Below are 17351 nucleotides of genomic sequence, written 5' to 3' on the forward strand. Positions count from 1 at the left end.
GATGTCTCAGGGTTAGTTTGAATCGATAATGCGCCCATGTCAGCATGGCTCGGGCAGTCTTGGATTTGATTTTCCGCTTGGCTTGGGCAACCATGTTGGAAGTCTCGAAGGTCGGCCGAAAAATTATGCTGTAGTCATTAGTCAAGTAATGAGCAATTTGCTTGTGGGCCTCATCCACTAAATTCCGGATTTTAGTTCTCATTCGTTGAGCCGCTTGCCTCATCCGTCGCCTCCTTGAACGACAGGGTTCCTTGGCGATTCGGCTCATCAAATCATCCAAATGTTGACATAACCGAGTGATGCGTCCTATATCTCCGGAGCCCAATTCCAGAAATCGTGAACCATCAAACCCGGTTATGAAAGTTCGGACGCCCGGAGCTAATGCAATCACGCCAGTAGCGTCAGTCGGAGTGATGGCGACAGGTTCAGGAAACACCGCAAACCACCGCCCCTTGGCTAAGACTAATTGAGTCCCTTGAACACAAGTTTTAGGGATAGCTTAGGAAACCATGAAAGTTAATCCTTTCGTTAGTCTTGGATACCAACTCCCTGAAGAGAAATTAGCATTGTTAAACTTGATGGCTTGAGAACTATCCCGACAGCTCGGTGGCCTTGCGCCAGGACTGGCTGAAAAGGCGAGATAGGCATCAAAGATAGCATTCTGCCGAATATGGCCGGGTGTTTCTTTGACCCATGCAGGCAAGTCGCTCTGCATCACTTCGTTGCGTAATTTCAGTTTGCTTAGTCGTTTACCACTCCTAGATAATGCAATTGCTTGGTTGTAGCAATACCGACAAGCGGCCAACCATTTGCGCCAGACTTGATTTAGCTCGGGGCTGGGGTAAATCAGGATCTTCTTTGACCTGAGTTTTGTATTGACTCCGTCCGTATAATCGGGAACTGAAGCAGTGGAGGATGGCGAGGATGTCCTCAACCATTTCTGGTTCTCGACTGAGACTTGTCTCGTTGAGAACCATGAGTGAGCACCTGTTTTGCTCACAGAGCCATCGAAACAAGTCAAATCCCCATCTGGCCAATCGGTCTGGGTGGGCAACGACAACCATGCGGACATCTCCTGACAAGACTTATCCCAGTAAGGCCAGCATTTTCTTTCCCTTGAAGTTGAGCCCGCCTCCGATTTCGGAGACGACTTCTGCTTCGGGGTAGAGGTTGGACAGTGCGGCCACCTGTCGGTTGAGGTCGGACTGCTGGGCGCGGCTACTAACTCTGGCATAGATAACGACTTTGCGTTTGTCACTGCCTGATTTGGCAGCAGAATATGACTCAACGTTGTATCGTCGTTGCCCAGCGGGGGTTCTGATGGTCTCGATTGAGCCATTTTCGTCCCATCTGCGGAGTGTTCTTTCATGGACTCCAAGGATTTAGGCCGCTTCCTTGGGTTTGACATATCTGGCAATAGGTTTATCCTCAACTCTTCTCGCTTATTATACCATATTGCCCTAAAATGTTAACCTAATTTGAGATGAAATCATGCTCTTTATGTCCTACCGGACTGCTACCGTCTTTTAATGGAGCATACAAGGCTTCTTTTATACCATCCCAGCTCACATAAACATCCCAGTCTGTGACTTTGTTAAACACAGTAAGAAAACAGCGTTTAAATGATTTTTGGTCACTAGCCATATCGCGAGAGCGCTTCCGTTTAGTGTTCTTGTGTACCCCATTAAAGTAATCATCTTCCATCTCTTTAAACACTTGGCGATAGGTGATTAAGTCGTTTTCTAGGGGAGTTTTGTTTTCGTCAAGAATAGTGGCCTTGTACCAGTCCAGCCATTCAGACACCGACTGAAATTGTCCGTCAAGGGATTTATGAACTAACCAAGCCTTGTCAACAGCCTTGCGGATACCCTCTGGGGTAAACTGACAATTACAGCCCCGTTGTTTACGCTCTCCCGTCTCCGGGTCAGTAGTGATGTCTAGCTGAATTGTCCCCCGGTTACGCTTAATCCTGRCACCTTTGGGRCATTGYTTACGGGACAGATTGAAAAACTCAAGAATATCCTGAAAGCCTTGATATGTACCACTATGTGTACTGTTTGTACTTGCACTCATTTTACACTAACTCCTAAATGTGCGATCGGCTTTGAGTGCACTAGAGTGACGGTATAATAAGGGTTTTAGGGTTTCAACTAGGACTTAATCCTGTGAGATTTCCCATAATTCTCGGAGCAATTATATTATCTTTTACCTGTTGAACAGCTACGGCAATTATTAACAATTGCCAGGCTAACCACCAGTCCAGAAAGGCGACAATAATAGCGACGGTGCCAATTCCTCAAGTCGCTCCAATAAAGGGGATCATCTCCATGAAACCAATAAAAACGGCAAATAATAGGAAATATGGAACCCCTAAAAAAAGAACATTGGAGCCAAAGTGAAGGCTATAAATAGCCCTAAGATTAACTGTCCAGATAAAAAAATCTGGAGATTTCTCGGCAATGATTCAGTTAAGACTAACCGGATTTTTGGCGAAATAATTATAGTTAAAGTAGACCATAATCTATCGCCATCAAGCAGCATATAAAAGGAGAGAAATAAAATTAAAATTAGGTCAATCAACCAGTTAAAATTTCCCAAAACTAACCCCAGACTTTTGCTGGTGATCGCCTGTGCTTGTCCTTGTATTTGATTGAGTAGTTGTTGCTGTAAAATCCCCACATCAAAGGGTAAATTATGTTCATAAATCCAGGATTGAAATAGGGCTAACTGCTGCTGTGCAGACTCAGCCAATTCGGGTAATTTGGTAATAAATTGTCTAGTCTGATTTAACACAGGAGGAAGCAGGGTTAAACCCACAAGGACAACGACGGTCGCCGCCACCAAATAAACCCGTGCTGCCGCGACTCCCCTAGGGATAAATCGTTTTAACTTAGCCACAGGTGCATTGAGAATAAATGCAACTAATGCAGCGACTATTAAAATAGTAACCAACTCCCCTACATAATTAATAGTTTTTAGGGTAAGACCTCCAGCAATCAGAATTAATATCCAAGAGATTAAGAACTGCTGTATAGGTGAAAATATGGAATTCATTAGGGCTTGATTTTTAACTATAGACTTTCAGATTGTACGGAGGCAAATTAGATGGTCAACCCCAGTAATTAGACTTCTACTGTACCCTGAGACACCTGATCATGTTCAACCATAAACACATTAGAGTAAAGGTTGGCAACAATTTGTTTACCTTGTTGGGTAAGAGACAAGTAATTTAAGGCATCTTTGACATAAGGATAAACACCATTCCAGTAGAATTTAGGATAGTTCTTGCGTAGGTCTTCTGGGCTTTTGTAGCCAACTCTTTTATTAAAGCCAGTTTCCTCAAATTCGTAAAATAAAGCACTGATTTTTTTCAGGTAACGAGGATCTGAGAGTTGACCAATGAGATCAGCCGCCCGAACCAAACCGGGATAGTTCATGGTATTCTGATGATCGGATTCTTTGGGGACTGGAAACCGGGTCAGTTCGATATTATGCTTAATGACTTCAGCATCAATCAGTTTATGGCCGCCAAAGCGTTCTTCAATAAATAATTTAGCGCGATCGACATGGAAAGGGGTGAGACTAGCATCAGTACATCCGTCTGGTAGTTCTACCATGGTTCCGCGTCCGGTAGCAAAGGTATTTTCTCGATCGCGACGACAAACGCCTTTGACATAACCAATATCGTGACAAACTAGGGAGATGATGTAGTGTAGCCAGTCTTCACAGGATACGCCACCCTCGCGGATATGTTTTCCCCGCAGGATTTCCTGTCCCACTAATGTGACCATAATTGTATGTTCGACATCGTGATAAAGGGCATCACTATTGGCAATGTTTTCTAGAGCCATGTTTCCAGCCCAGCCAATAATCTCCTCATAGTTGGATTTATAACCTCCGTGGGTGCGGCGGTAACCTTCCCGAATTAGTTCAACAAAGGCATCAATTAGACATTCCGTGGCATTAAAAACCATATAGGCTCGTCCTGGCTATGTTTTGATTATAGATAAACTACTGACGAGGTATGTACTATAGCACTCAGCCTATATCCTAATCTACGAAACAGAATTATCAAAAGCGATCGCCCCCAGACTGGTAGCGGGGACAAATCAGAATTTGTAAAGCTGAGTTAATCTATGTAAATAGATGTGAACTACTAGTGGAGACCTCGCGCCACAGACTCTCAAGGAGCTAAACCCCTTAAAAAATAAGGCTTTTTCGACGGTATCCCTCAGATATTTTGCTCCTCGGTTCCCGGGGACACCTGGAAATTGTGAATTTTAAGAGGAATTTACGCAACTTTTCTTTACAATATATTTAAGGAGTGCCGGGGGAGGATTACTCGTGGTTCATAAAGATACATTACCAGATATTGATGACGATCAATACCCTGAATTGTCACTAAATGGCGATCGCGTTAAATTTGAAGACCTAGAGGAAGAACCCGAGGAAGCTGTACCTCCCCAGGCGGGCGGTTGGCGGAATATGGTGATCGGGGTAGCCATAGGAATTGTGGCGACTCTGGGAGTTCTACACTTTTCCTCTAACAACAGTTCCGAACCCGTAACCGAGGAAAGCCCAGGGGTAGAAGTAGCGCCAGCAGTTAGTCCCAGCGCCACCCAAACGGTGACAGTAGCGCCAGTGGAAATGACGACTGTGGCGCGCACCCTTGATGTAACGGGGACTGTGGAAGCCTACGACCTACTCCCAGTTTTACCCCAAGCCAGCGGAGTGCAAATTCAACAGGTTTTAGTAAATCAGGGGGAAATGGTAACACAGGGACAGGTTATGGCGGTGTTGGATGATTCGGTTTTGCGATCGCAAATTGACCAAGCCAACGCCCAGGTAGAGTCCGCCAATTCCCTCGTCCGTCAGCGGGAAGCTAACCTCGGACAAGCCCAAGCCGGTCTCGCGCAAGCGCAAGCGAGTCTATTGGAGGCTGAGTCATTACTGACTCAAAATCAAGCTAGGTTAGCGGAAGCCAAGGCTAATTTAGATCAAGCCCGCCGAGAAGTAGAACGCTATGAAGATTTAAGCAGCCAAGGGGTGGTGAGTCGCCAGGAACTAGAAACCCGCATTACCACGGCAAAAACGGCCGAAGAAGGGGTGAGAGTCGCAGAGGCTAATATTTCTAGCGCTAGGGCTACCATTAGCAGCGCTAGGGCTAATATAGGCAGTGCACAGGCTAACGTGGAAAGCGCCGAGTCTAATATCCGTAGTGCAGAGGCTGAGGTGCGTAGCGCCCAGGCGCGGGTTCGCCAGTTGGAAACTCAACGGGAACAAACTGTAGTCCGTGCGCCTATGAGTGGCATTGTCGCCCAACGGACAGCGCGAGTGGGGGATGTTACTGGTAATCAACAACTGTTTTCGATTATTGCGGAAAATCAGTTAGAACTACACGCGAAGGTTCCAGAAACTCAGTTATCACAGGTGAGAATTGGTGCTGCTGTTACTGTGACTTCTGATGCTGATCAAAATTTGCAGGTGCGAGGGGTGGTGCGAGAAATTGCGCCTCTGATTGATCCTCAAAGCCGACAAGCTACTGTGAAAATTGACCTGCCTCCCTTGGGGGCTATTCGTGATTCTTTCTTGCGTCCGGGAATGTTTCTGCGGGCGGCGATTACTACTACTACTGTACAAGGAATGAAGGTTCCCGCTAGGGCCATCGTTCCCCAGGCTGACGGTAGTTCTATTGTTTATCGTCTATTACCTGATGATACGGTGGAAGCGCGAACTGTGGAAGTGGGAAGACTTCAAGGCCGTTTAACAGGCGATTTATCGGAGGCGAGTATAGAAATTATACAGGGTTTAAATGTAGGCGATCGCATTGCGATCGCTGGTGCAAGTTATCTTAAAGATGGCGATAAAGTTAATGTGGTGTCGCGGTGAATCATGAAACTCCTTATCTTGTCCCCCTCTGGGAGGGGGGGATAATGTGGGTGGGGGTGCGGAGCTGTCTCCGCCGTGAATTACATCTGGGGGCGAGGAGATTCATCAAAAGCTGTGGCTATTCATAACTACCTAGGACAGTTGACAGAATAGATGGAAAGATTTAATACAGACTAAGGATTGTTAATTTGATAAACATTAATAGGTTGAGTGCGACCTTTGAGGTGAATGCTACCGATATATTCAGTTAGACATTGATAGCTGACTTGTTCATGGGTTTGCTGATTAATTAAAATGCGGCAAACTCCATCGCCAAAAGACTTATCATAACTTTCTAGGCGGGCGGCAATATTGACACTATCTCCGAGAGTTGTATAGTCCATTCTTTGGGAACTACCTAAACTCCCTGTAACTACCTCTCCGGTGGCAATTCCTACGCGCATAGAAACCGTAGGCTTACCTTCTAATTGCCATTGACTGTTTAATAATTTCAGTTTTTCGCCCATAGCTACGGCACAGGAAACTGCAGCGATCGCATCTTGTGCAATTTCTTCTGAAGAAGTGCGGGGAATAGGAACCCCAAACACAGCCATAACGGCATCCCCAATCAACTTATCAACAATGCCATTATGGTCTAAAACAATATCAGCCATGCCATTCATGTACTCATTCAACCAACACATCAAAGCATCAGCGGCCATGGTTTCGGCGATGGTACTAAACCCTTTCAAGTCAGCAAATAAGACTGTAGCAATCATTTTTTGCCCAGTCAGTTGACCGCGCGCAATTAATTCATCTCGACTTTGCCAAATCATCTCAGCAATTTGAGGGGTAACATGGCGACCAAAGAGAGTCATAACCATCTGACGTTCTTGGTGTTCCCAATTAGCAATATAACCGGCGATCGCAATTCCCGAAGTAGTAAAAGCGATAATTGGTGGTACTAGGGGTATCCACCAGCCTTCAAGAAAAGCAACTTGGAGTTCTAGGGTTAAACTGCCGCCGCCAACAACTAAACTAAGTAAAGCCCCCCAACCTAATCGGTAAGTCCACCCTAGGGCGGTACCGATACCAGACCAAATCAGAATCCAAAACAACTCCATACCATGAGACCAGACCTGAAATTGGGGGCGACCGTCAAGGGCGGCGCTGATAATTTGGCTGGTAAGATTAGCATGAATGACTACTCCAGCCATGCGATCGCCTTGACGAGTGAGAGTGCCGCTGTAGGGGGTAAAAAATAGGTCATTCAGGCTGTGGGCAATAGGGCCAATTAAGACGATGCGATCGCTAAACAGATCAGGGTCTGATCGTCCTTCAAGTACATCGGTCATAGAAATGGTCTGAAAATTCTCTTGGGGACCACGATAATTCAACAATACCTGATATCCGCCAGCATCAGCCCTAACATAGCCCCCATCATTGCCAGAAAAGCGGATAAATAGCCCTTCTCCCAATTGAACATTTCCGTTGTCTGTAACTGTGGGGGTAATGCCGTGTTGGTACAAATACATTAGGGCTAGTTTCGCGCCTAAACTTAAAACCGTTTGATTGTCTTCTGGTTGTAGCGATAACAAACCGCGTCTAATGCGACCATCAGCATCAAGGACTAAATCAATCGAACCGACCCGACCTTTCTCTTTTAATTCTGGGGGAGGCGCAATAGTTGCCGTACTACCATCACTCACCACCTTTTCCACGCCAATTAAATTAGGGACAGTTTGATAAACTTCTAGTAACTGTTGATGGCCGGGTTGTACGGGTAAATCTCGGTAAATATCCAAACCAATGGCTACTGGTTGCTGTTGGTCAATAATGGTTACTAAGTCGGCTAAAACGGCATCAGGAATCGGCCATTGTCCCACATTCCTAATATCTGGCTCATCTACAGTTACCACGACAATGCGCGGATCCATTGGTTCTAAGGGACGCAAGCGCATAAACTGATCAAAAGCCGCCCATCCAAATAACTGTAAGACTCCAGCCCATTGAATGGCAATTACCAGGGCTGTGACAATGGGCGGAATTAGCAAGCCAGAAAATTGTCGAAAATTTAAAGCACGAAAACGGAAGTGTGAAGTCGGAAGTCGCAAAAAACTCCTTTTCTTGACCATAGCTTCACACTTCATGGCTCAAATTTCCCGAACCTTTACATCAGGATTTAGGTTTAGTTCCACTCCACAAATGGCTCATCAGCGACATTTTCTAACCCTACTGAGTTTAACAGTTCTCGCCAGTGACTAGCTAGGGTGAAGTCTTCAGGTTGCTGTTGTCGTAGAGTTGCTAAGGTTGCCAAACTTTCAAACCAAATTCCATACTGAGCATAGATGGCTGCTTGTTCCAAGGGTTTGGCGATCGCCRATTTTTGACTCAAATCGTTATCCAGTTGGATGCGTTGGATTTCCCCGGAAACAAAAACCACTTCTGGAATGTTACCAGCATTGGAGGTTTCACAGACAATCCCGAAAGACCAGCGATAGTTTTTACCCGCCTCGAGAGATGGGGCATCGTCTGGGATTCTAATACTGACGATACCAGGCTTTTGAGGAATTGGCAAGCTGGTCTGATAAATATCAAAACCATCTTCGTCTTTGAGGCTAAAAGCCACCTCAGTGCCAACTAATGCTGCTAGGTAGAAGAATAAGGTTGGTTTTGCCTGTACAGTTAATCCTCTCATATCAGGTCCGATTTCCTGGGGTTGGATTAAATTAGGAACTAGGGCGGTGAGAGTTTGGCTTAACTGTTGCACATCTGGGCAACTACCTCGAGAGCCTCCGGCGGCGGTACGGGTGGGCATCCCCTGACCTAGGGGTGGCTCAAACGCCATACTAACGTGAGTTGGCGGGCGATTTTGATTTCGTCTGGCTGTCTGAGCCTGACTCGGTGAGGTATTCTGTACAACTAATCCTACCGATAGAATCAGGGAAATGCTGACGAATGGTTTTAAAAATTGCTGAGTCATTTGCACTCTCCTATGAGACGAAAAGATTTTGATTGAATTGGTAGCCCCTGACTGTTTGAGCGTTTAATCTGATTGTAGTATTATTTAAGTCCCCTTAAAAGTGATTAGCCAGGGAGTTAGGTTAAAATTTGTTGCTCTAGGCTGGCATTTGGGGGCAGTTGGGGGCGGTAAACATGATCAATGGTAATATTTACCACCGATGGTAGCCTTTGCTCTGGTTAGGGCTATGGTTGGGGTGTCTTTCGCCTTGATGCAGGTACTATGATAATCTGTGTGTTGCTAGTTCCGGTGTTAAGAGTTCCTTAAAATTGCTTATGACTGTTTCCCCTAGTGGCTCGGAATCTTTACCTAATAATGCGGACTACCGACAATTGGATCGCTCTCAACTGTCGGAGATGATGCAGCGATACATTGAGGTTAAAGACCAATATCCCCATGCTTTACTGTTTTTTCGGGTGGGGGATTTCTTTGAGTGTTTTTTTCAGGATGCCATCACAATTTCTCAGGAATTGGAGTTGGTTCAAACTACTAAATCGGCAGGAAAGGAAATTGGTCGGGTCCCCATGACTGGCGTGCCTTTTGAGCACGTTTACCGCTATAGCAATATGTTGCTGGAAAAGGGCTATCCGGTGGTGATTTGTGATCAGGTGGAAGATGCGGCGATCGCTGCTAAAGAACGACGACAGGTTAAGCGAGAAATTACCCGCATTTTGACTCCCGGAACTTTGACTGATGACCAAATGCTGCGGGGTCGCCAGAATAATTTTTTGGCGGCGGTGGTCATAGCTGGAGACCACTGGGGTCTGGCTTATGCTGATGTGTCAACGGGAGAGTTTTTGGCTACTCAATCTCAGAATTTGGAACATTTGACTCAGGAATTGATGCGGTTACAACCTTCGGAAATATTGTTCCCTACTCATGCGCCTGATTTAGGTAAAATGTTACGACCAGGACAGAAAAGTGAGAGTTTGCCTGATTGTTTGCCTGCGGACTTTTGCTATTCTTTGCGCTCCCAAATTCCTTTTACTTTGGGGGAAGCTAGGTCGCGAATTTTAGAAGAGTTTAAATTGCGATCGCTTGAAGGTATTGGTTGTGAAAATTTGCCCCTAGGAGTGAGAGCAGCCGGGGGATTATTGGAATATTTAGAGGAAACCCAGAAACAAAATGTGGTGCCTTTACAACAGTTACATAGTTATACTCTCAGTGATTATCTGATTTTAGATTATCAAACTCGCCGTAATTTGGAAATTACTAAAACCATTCGTGATGGCACTTTGCAAGGGTCTTTATTATGGGCAATAGATAAAACTTCTACGGCTATGGGGGCTCGTGCTTTACGTCGGTGGTTGCTGCAACCTTTGCTGAGTATTAAGGGTATATGTTCCCGTTATGATACGATTGAAGAATTAATTAATAATGTCGAATTACGACAAGACCTTCAGCAACTATTACGGCAAATTTATGACTTGGAACGGTTGACAGGAAGGGCGGCTAATGGTAGTGCTAATGCTAAAGATTTGGTCGGTTTGGCTGATTCTTTATCGAAATTACCACAACTCGCCCAACTGTCGAAAGGGGGCAAATCTCCCTATTTGAAGGCTTTACAAAATGTGCCACCTTTGTTAGAAGAACTGGCAAAAAAAATTAATAGTTATATAGTGGAGTCTCCGCCTCTTTATTTAAAGGAAGGGGGATTAATTAAGCCGGGCGTTGATCCGCAATTGGATCAAATGCAGGCGGGGGCGGCTGAAGACCAACAATGGATTGCTAATTTGGAAATTCAGGAACGGGAACGCACGGGAATTTCTACGCTTAAAGTAGGTTTTAATAAGACTTTTGGCTACTATATTAGCATTACTAGATCTAAGTCTGATCAGGCTCCTGATGATTATATCCGTAAACAGACTCTCACCAATGAGGAGCGTTACATTACCCCAGAGTTGAAAGAAAGAGAGGCGCGAATTTTAACGGCTAAGGAAGACCTTAATCAGCTTGAATATGAAATCTTTGCTCGCTTGCGGGGGGAAGTGGGAGAACACACGGATTTAATTAGGGAGATTTCGCGGGCGATCGCCGCTATTGATGTATTATGTGGATTAGCTGAAATTGCTGTTTATCAGGGTTATTGTCGCCCGGAAATAGTCGGCGGACGGGAACTTAAAATTCTTGAAGGTAGGCATCCTGTGGTGGAAAAATCTCTACCAACTGGCTTTTTTGTGCCAAATAACGCCCACTTGGGTAGCGAAGAAGGGGGACTACAGAAGCAGAAACTTTCGCCTCCTTCGCCGCCAGATTTGATTATTTTAACAGGCCCTAATGCTAGTGGAAAAAGCTGTTATCTTCGACAGGTTGGCTTAATTCAATTAATGGCACAAATCGGCAGTTTTGTTCCGGCTACTTCTGCTCGGCTGAGTATTTGCGATCGCATTTTTACACGGGTCGGCGCTGTGGATGACTTGGCTACAGGTCAATCTACCTTTATGGTAGAAATGAATGAAACTGCTAATATTCTCAACCATGCTACTCCTAAATCATTGGTTTTGTTAGATGAAATTGGTAGGGGTACTGCCACTTTTGATGGGTTATCTATAGCTTGGTCGGTGGCGGAATATCTCGCTACTACTATTAAGGCTAGGACTATTTTTGCGACTCATTACCATGAGTTAAACGAATTGGCTTCTATTCTGGGTAATGTCGCCAATTATCAGGTCACTGTCAAGGAATTGCCAGATAAAATTATCTTTTTGCATCAAGTTCAACCCGGCGGCGCTGATAAGTCCTACGGTATCGAAGCGGGACGCTTGGCGGGGTTGCCTGATGTGGTGATTAAACGCGCTAAACAGGTGATGCGACAAATTGAAAAACACAGCAAAATTGCTATGGGTTTGCGAAAGGGTATCCAAAAGCCGCCTGCTAATACTACCAATATTCAACAGTTAAATATTTTTGACGATGACCAGGAGTAATTATGGCTAGATAATGCACATAACGGCGATTTTGTCAATAGGTCGATTGGGGGCCGTCTATAATTCCCCAAAAACTCGTGCATCGTGAATTTTAAATTTTCGCCGGAAAATATTCTATTTGGCGATAGAATGGGGATTGTAGCCTCTTTTTTGGGATATGGACACATAAACCCCTTGGATGCGATTGTTTTCATCATAGCAAAACCCCCATTATCTCGTCAAGTATTTGAGAGCCATTAGCAATAAAAATGTATTAAATCTTAACAAACTTTTAAAAAACAAAACTATTTTGGCGGAACGATTAGGATAGCTTAATTATAGTTGGTGTTGTTCTAAGGGTTTTAATAGTGTCAGAATATATTTAGATCAAAGTGTTCCCTGAGTTGTGAGAGCAAAATTAATGGACGTTTATAGACTACCAGCTTTATCAGATAACTACATATTTCTGCTGCATGACCCCGAACAGAATCAGGCGGCGGTAGTTGATCCAGCAGAAGCGGACCCGGTACTAGCAAAATTGTCGGAACTCGGTGCGGAACTGATAGCGATTTTTAATACCCATCACCACGCGGATCATGTGGGAGGAAATCGTGAATTGAGGAAGCATTTTCCCAATTTAACAGTATATGGAGGCGCAGAAGATCGTGATCGCATTCCCGGACAGGAAGTATTTTTAAAAGAAGGCGATCGAGTAGAATTTGGCGGTCGTAAAGCCGATGTATKCTTTGTTCCAGGTCAKACKCGCGGKCATATTGCGTACTATTTTCCGGCTACCGATAAGGAAGGGGGGGAATTATTCTGCGGTGATACTTTATTTGCGGGGGGGTGTGGTCGCTTATTTGAAGGAACCCCTAGCCAGATGGTTAGTTCTCTGTCTAAATTGCGATCGCTACCCGATGATACACGGATCTGGTGCGCTCATGAATACACCTTAAACAACCTGAAATTTGCGCTGACAGTAGATGGTGATAATATCAGCTTACGCGATCGCTTGGAAAAAGTCACCATAGCTCGCAGTCAAAATCAACCCACTATCCCCTCATTAATAGGCGTAGAAAAGGCAACTAATCCCTTTCTACGTTGGGATGAACCCGCATTAAAGTTAGCCGTTCAAGGTAAAGATGACATCCAGACCTTTGCTAGAATCAGGGGAATGAAAGACCAGTTTTAACAGTTTCGCCTTTGGTGTTAGTAGCACTAGGTAAATGAGCAGATAATCTGTAGATGGGGTGATATTCTACCATCTACAGGTATCAAATTACCACCAATTTTCCGGGAAGATTGAGCCATCAACGCATCTGGTGTATCTTGTGAATTAACCAGTTTAGTTTAGCCTCTGCTACTATCATAAAATCTTGCATATTTTGGGTAAATTCGCAACCAAATAGTATATCTTGTTCAGGTTCAGAAGACTGATAACCCAATTGTCGAACCGTCCCGCGCATACGGTTAGCTAAACACCAACAAATCCCCTGATAAAATCTAGCTGAGAATTTAGAACTACTGCGGAGTTTGCTAGTTAGTTGATAGCGAGGAATTGCCAACAATTCCGTAGTTTCCACAGCTTCAACAGTAGCGACAGGAGCGCGGTTATCCAAAAAAGAAATTTCGCCTACTAATTCCCCTTGTGATAGATAAGCCAGGTCACGATCATGGTTATTATTAGAATGAATATATACCCTAAGTGTTCCGCTTAAAATAATATAAAGCGCGTTGATAGGTGTTCCTTCATGAATCAGTATTTCTCCTTGTTCCAAAGTCTGTAACCTACCTTGGTAAGCTACCCACCGCAGGTCATCTTCATCTAGTCCACCCAGGATAAATAGCGCCTTTTTAGATTTTTCATCCATCTTACTTTAACAACTGGTGGATTAGAGGTTGTGACAACAATATAATCAAAGGATAATGATTGATGGCAAAAAGTATCAAGCATCAGATATTGAACAGCTAGATTGGACAGCTATTTCAGAGACTTCAGAAATTGAATTAAATTTTCATGAAACTTATTCGGCGCTTTCAGATAACAAGCATGACCAGCATTTTTAAGGATCGCTTTTTGACAATTCGGCATAGTTTGAATTAAGATATCAGCCTGACTAGGCGGCACAATTTGGTCATTACTTCCCCAAATAGCCAAAGTCGGTATTTGAATACCCTCAAGTTTTTCAGCCATTTTTAAAATACCCACCGGAGCCACAGCCACAAAGCCTCGTACTGACTCATGATGTTGAATTATAAAGGGTAAACTATATCGACCACTCATAGAAGGAGAAACAATGACCGTGTTATGTAATTGTAAATTGTCAGTTAACTTCACCAAAAATTGTACAGGTTCATCAGAGATAGTTGCCGAGGTTCCATAGCCGGGAAGATCCACAGCCACCACTCGATAATTTTGATTAGTCAATTGTTTGATGGTGCCGATTTCTTCCCAGGTTTTAGCGCGAAAACTAGCCCCATGTAATAATAAGACCGAAGGAGCATCAGGCTGACCTGCTTCTAAATAGTGAATATTTTTATTTTTCATCTGAATTGATTGAGATATAATAGGGGATTTCATAATTTCACAGAATTTACTCTTGACAGTTTCTCCAGTCTGATCATAGTCTTATCATATCCCATAGACTCCTGAACAGTCTCCCCTAGGTGAATCTAGTTAGTCCCCAAGTAAGGGTAGAAAACTATTCAGTCTAAATCACAACATTTTGCTAGGCTAGGAATGAAGAGTTAATTTGGTATCAATTTCCTATAGGTGCTATGGCAATCGACAGTTTACCTGAGTCAACACCCTCGACAGCAACAAATAAGCCACCAAAACCGAAAGTGGGTATGGTGACGATGTTCCGATTGGGTCTATTTCAAATGGGACTGGGGATTATGTCCTTGCTGACCCTGGGAGTCATTAATCGAGTAATGATTGATGAACTAAGGGTTCCAGCTCTCATGGCGACGGGTGCGATCGCTATGCACCAGTTCGTCTCTCCTAGCCGAGTGTGGTTTGGTCAACTCTCCGACGGAAAACCGATCTGGGGTCTACATCGCAGCGTTTATGTGTGGATAGGTGCGGCTCTGTTTACCACTACTTCTTTCCTGGCTATGCAGGTGACATGGCAATTGGGAACCAGTATTCAAAATTATGGTATGACAGGGATAAGCTATGTTTGGGCGGCATTATTAGCGGTAGTGTTTGCTTTGTATGGTTTAGCTCTCAGCGCCAGTTCTACCCCCTTTGCTGCTTTGTTATTTGATGTATCTGATGAAGATGACCGATCTAAACTGATCAGCATTGTCTGGTCTATGTTGATGGTGGGAATTGTAGTCGGAGCTATTATTAGTTCTAAAATTCTCAATCAGCAGGAAGTTGGCGAGATTGACCCGGTTTCTGCTAACCTACCCACCCCTGGGAGTATGGTTGATATATCCACCCTACAAGCAGCCATTAACCCCCTATTTATAATGGTTCCGACGATGGTATTTCTTCTGTGTATGGTGGCGACCTGGGGGGTAGAAAAGCGCTTTTCTCGATATAGCGATCGCTCTACTGTAGCAGACAGAGAAGACCAAATTACCCTAGGTCGTGCTTTACATATCCTCACCGCTAACCGCCAAACAGGTTGGTTTTTTACTTTCCTGTTAATTATGAGCATTAGCCTATTTATGCAGGATGCTGTACTAGAACCTTATGGGGGTGAAGTGTTTGGGATGTCAATTTCTGAAACCGCGCGATTAAATGCTTTTTTTGGGGTCGGAACTCTGGTGGGAATTGCATCTACCGGATTTTTAGTTGTCCCGCGAATTGGTAAGAAAAATACGGTCCGTTTAGGTTGTGTGGGGGTGGCGATCGCCTTAGTATTGTTTATTATGGCTGGATTTACCACTAACCCCGAAATGCTCAAGGGTTCACTGTTATTTTTTGGCTTGTTTTCTGGTATCTTAACTGCTGGCGCTATTAGTTTAATGCTAGACCTGACGGCCGCAGAAACTGCTGGAACTTTTATCGGCGCTTGGGGACTGGCTCAGGCTATGGCGCGGGGTTTAGCCACTGTATTGGGGGGAGCATTCCTAGACTTAGGTCGGTTCATATTTGAGGTTCCCGTTTTGGCTTATGGGACTGTATTTGCAACTCAGGCTGTAGGTATGATTTGCGCCATTAGTTTATTAAGCCGTGTCAATGTTCGAGAGTTTCAGGATAGCACTAAAAAAGCGATTTCTACAATTCTCGAAAGCGAATTAGATTAATCAGTCAGTTTTTGATGTTGGTAGAGAGTTGAGGCTGGTAAATACCAATACCTTAATCGTCTCTACTCATCAACGGCGAATCGTTGCTCAAAAATAAGCGGACGATGGGACTCGAACCCAAACTAAAGTCGGAAGGGGTCGAGAATGGGGTCGCCCCCATTCCCTCCCATTCAAAACCGTACTTGAGACTTTCGCCTCATACGGCTCCTGATGTGGATGCCCAATTGGTCAGTGGTACAGTGTTGACTTCACCGCTTAGTCCTTGTTCTATAGCACAAAACAGAACAGTTAGGACGTATAATGGCAAGGATATCTACAGAAGACCAAAAAGGCCAGCCCCCTACACTTACGACCTCAGACAAAAAGTTATTAATGCAATTGAACTAGACGGTATGCCCAAAACAGAAGCCAGTCAAGTTTTCCATGTCAGCCGGAACACCATTAATCTCTGGCTGCAAAGAAAAGMACAGACCGGAGACTTCCTCCCTAAACCTAATCRCCGACCTGGYAATAACCACMAAATTACCGACTGGCAWAAATTCAAGGCTTTTGCCCAAGAGCATGGCGACAAAACCTCCGCTCAAATGGCTGAACTTTGGGATGACGACATCTCTCCTCGCACCATATCCAGAGCCTTGAAGAAAATTGGCTTCACCAGAAAAAAAACTTACGGCTACCAAGAACGTGATCAGCAACAGCGAGAGGAGTTTATTGCTCAGATTGAACATATGGAGCCACAAGAAGTGGTCTACCTCGATGAAGCCGGCATGAATAGTCAGGACTCGGATTACCCTTATGGTTACTGCGAGGAAGGAAAACGCTTCGATGCCCTCAAATCMGGGAAGAGGCAGGGCAGGGTGAGCTATATGGCCGCATGGTGTCATCAACAACTCTTAGCCCCCGATCGCTTTGAGGGTTGTTGTAATCGGACAGTGTTTGAGTTGTGGTTGGAGTTCATCTTAATTCCAACACTGAAGCCAGGTCAGACTCTAGTGCTAGACAATGCAACGTTTCATAAAGGGGGACGGATTCCTGAGCTAGTGGAGGCGGCTCAATGCCGTTTGCTCTATCTACCACCTTATTCGCCAGACCTCAACAAGATAGAGAAATGTTGGTCGTGGTTGAAAGCCCGCATTCGCCATTGCACGTGAGCAGTTTGATTCTCTCGATGATGCCATGGATTCCGTTCTCMMAGCTGCGTCCTAACCACCTTGACTAATGCTATARKTCCYARCKTTTSGRKCWTYTSMYMWMRCWMKGCAMRRAACTSRAGGWCATAAACGAAGTGTTTAGTG

13 protein-coding genes and 3 pseudogenes are annotated in these 17351 nt (G+C 44.6%); 5 read left to right on the top strand and 11 right to left on the bottom strand.

Features of this window, described 5'->3' with window-relative positions:
• The 7 genes and pseudogenes from B9T16_RS15320 to B9T16_RS15350 all read right to left on the bottom strand — a co-directional run.
• Positions 1-202 (bottom strand): annotated as a pseudogene (locus tag B9T16_RS15320) (RNA-guided endonuclease TnpB family protein); the annotation flags it as partial.
• A 297-nt stretch (positions 203-499) separates the two neighbouring features.
• Entirely contained in the window at positions 500-853 is a 354-nt protein-coding gene (locus B9T16_RS15325) for a helix-turn-helix domain-containing protein (protein WP_410245169.1), read from the bottom strand.
• A pseudogene (locus B9T16_RS15330) lies at positions 759-1382 on the bottom strand (IS607 family transposase). Before B9T16_RS15330 ends, B9T16_RS15325 begins: the two are co-directional and overlap by 95 nt.
• A gap of 115 nt (positions 1383-1497) precedes the next feature.
• Positions 1498-2073: pseudogene (locus B9T16_RS15335) on the bottom strand (hypothetical protein); the annotation flags it as partial.
• A 73-nt stretch (positions 2074-2146) separates the two neighbouring features.
• Complete coding sequence (locus tag B9T16_RS15340; RefSeq protein WP_350308536.1) at positions 2147-2239, bottom strand: hypothetical protein; 93 nt, start codon at positions 2237-2239, stop codon at positions 2147-2149.
• Positions 2240-2370: 131 nt separating this feature from the next.
• The gene (locus B9T16_RS15345; RefSeq protein ID WP_006617990.1) at positions 2371-3054 is read right to left on the bottom strand and encodes an AI-2E family transporter; all 684 of its coding nucleotides are present in this window, start codon (positions 3052-3054) and stop codon (positions 2371-2373) included.
• Between the two features lie 68 nt (positions 3055-3122).
• Positions 3123-3974 (bottom strand): Npun_R2479 family HD domain-containing metalloprotein, encoded by an 852-nt coding sequence (locus B9T16_RS15350; protein WP_006617989.1) that lies wholly within the window; start codon positions 3972-3974, stop codon positions 3123-3125.
• A gap of 370 nt (positions 3975-4344) precedes the next feature.
• On the opposite strand from B9T16_RS15350, the gene B9T16_RS15355 reads away from it, so the two are divergent.
• Complete coding sequence (locus B9T16_RS15355; protein ID WP_006617988.1) at positions 4345-5889, top strand: efflux RND transporter periplasmic adaptor subunit; 1545 nt, start codon at positions 4345-4347, stop codon at positions 5887-5889.
• Positions 5890-6062: 173 nt separating this feature from the next.
• Here B9T16_RS15355 and B9T16_RS15360 read toward each other — a convergent pair whose 3' ends face one another.
• Both B9T16_RS15360 and B9T16_RS15365 read right to left on the bottom strand, forming a co-directional pair.
• Positions 6063-8018 carry a CHASE2 domain-containing protein gene (locus B9T16_RS15360; protein WP_006617987.1) on the bottom strand — a complete coding sequence of 652 codons (1956 nt, stop codon included), beginning with the start codon at positions 8016-8018 and terminating at the stop codon, positions 6063-6065.
• Positions 8019-8056: 38 nt separating this feature from the next.
• Positions 8057-8851, bottom strand: coding sequence for a DUF928 domain-containing protein (locus B9T16_RS15365; protein ID WP_410245166.1), 795 nt, complete (start codon positions 8849-8851; stop codon positions 8057-8059).
• A gap of 314 nt (positions 8852-9165) precedes the next feature.
• Between B9T16_RS15365 and mutS the strand changes: the two genes are divergently transcribed.
• On the top strand, positions 9166-11817 hold the full coding sequence (gene mutS / locus B9T16_RS15370; protein ID WP_006617985.1) for a DNA mismatch repair protein MutS: 2652 nt from the start codon (positions 9166-9168) through the stop codon (positions 11815-11817).
• A 400-nt stretch (positions 11818-12217) separates the two neighbouring features.
• Positions 12218-12988, top strand: a complete 771-nt coding sequence (gene gloB, locus B9T16_RS15375) for a hydroxyacylglutathione hydrolase (RefSeq protein ID WP_410245167.1) — start codon at positions 12218-12220, stop codon at positions 12986-12988.
• Positions 12989-13106: 118 nt separating this feature from the next.
• Here the strand turns inward: gloB and B9T16_RS15380 are convergent, their stop codons facing one another.
• Positions 13107-13667 (bottom strand): cyclic nucleotide-binding domain-containing protein, encoded by a 561-nt coding sequence (locus B9T16_RS15380; RefSeq protein ID WP_006617983.1) that lies wholly within the window; start codon positions 13665-13667, stop codon positions 13107-13109.
• Positions 13668-13777: 110 nt separating this feature from the next.
• On the bottom strand, positions 13778-14377 hold the full coding sequence (locus tag B9T16_RS15385) for an alpha/beta fold hydrolase (RefSeq protein WP_410245168.1): 600 nt from the start codon (positions 14375-14377) through the stop codon (positions 13778-13780).
• Positions 14378-14574: 197 nt separating this feature from the next.
• On the opposite strand from B9T16_RS15385, the gene B9T16_RS15390 reads away from it, so the two are divergent.
• Entirely contained in the window at positions 14575-16056 is a 1482-nt protein-coding gene (locus B9T16_RS15390) for a BCD family MFS transporter (protein WP_014275494.1), read from the top strand.
• Between the two features lie 311 nt (positions 16057-16367).
• Positions 16368-17262, top strand: a protein-coding gene (locus tag B9T16_RS15395) for an IS630 family transposase (RefSeq protein WP_410245170.1) whose coding sequence is annotated in 2 segments (ribosomal slippage) — positions 16368-17198 and positions 17200-17262 — 894 coding nt in all. Because the reading frame shifts where the segments join, the coding sequence is not laid out codon by codon here.
• Positions 17263-17351: the final 89 nt, after the last annotated feature.

The organism is Arthrospira sp. PCC 8006 (assembly GCF_046480465.1).
GTDB classification, from domain to species: Bacteria; Cyanobacteriota; Cyanobacteriia; order Cyanobacteriales; family Microcoleaceae; genus Limnospira; species Limnospira platensis.

Coding starts and splice junctions, on each gene's coding strand:
- B9T16_RS15345 (WP_006617990.1), bottom strand. CDS start 3,054: ATGAATTCCATATTTTCACCTATACAGCAGTTCTTAATCTCTTGGATA.
- B9T16_RS15350 (WP_006617989.1), bottom strand. CDS start 3,974: ATGGTTTTTAATGCCACGGAATGTCTAATTGATGCCTTTGTTGAACTA.
- B9T16_RS15360 (WP_006617987.1), bottom strand. CDS start 8,018: ATGAAGTGTGAAGCTATGGTCAAGAAAAGGAGTTTTTTGCGACTTCCG.
- mutS (WP_006617985.1), top strand. CDS start 9,166: ATGACTGTTTCCCCTAGTGGCTCGGAATCTTTACCTAATAATGCGGAC.
- B9T16_RS15380 (WP_006617983.1), bottom strand. CDS start 13,667: ATGGATGAAAAATCTAAAAAGGCGCTATTTATCCTGGGTGGACTAGAT.
- B9T16_RS15385 (WP_410245168.1), bottom strand. CDS start 14,377: ATGAAATCCCCTATTATATCTCAATCAATTCAGATGAAAAATAAAAAT.
- B9T16_RS15390 (WP_014275494.1), top strand. CDS start 14,575: ATGGCAATCGACAGTTTACCTGAGTCAACACCCTCGACAGCAACAAAT.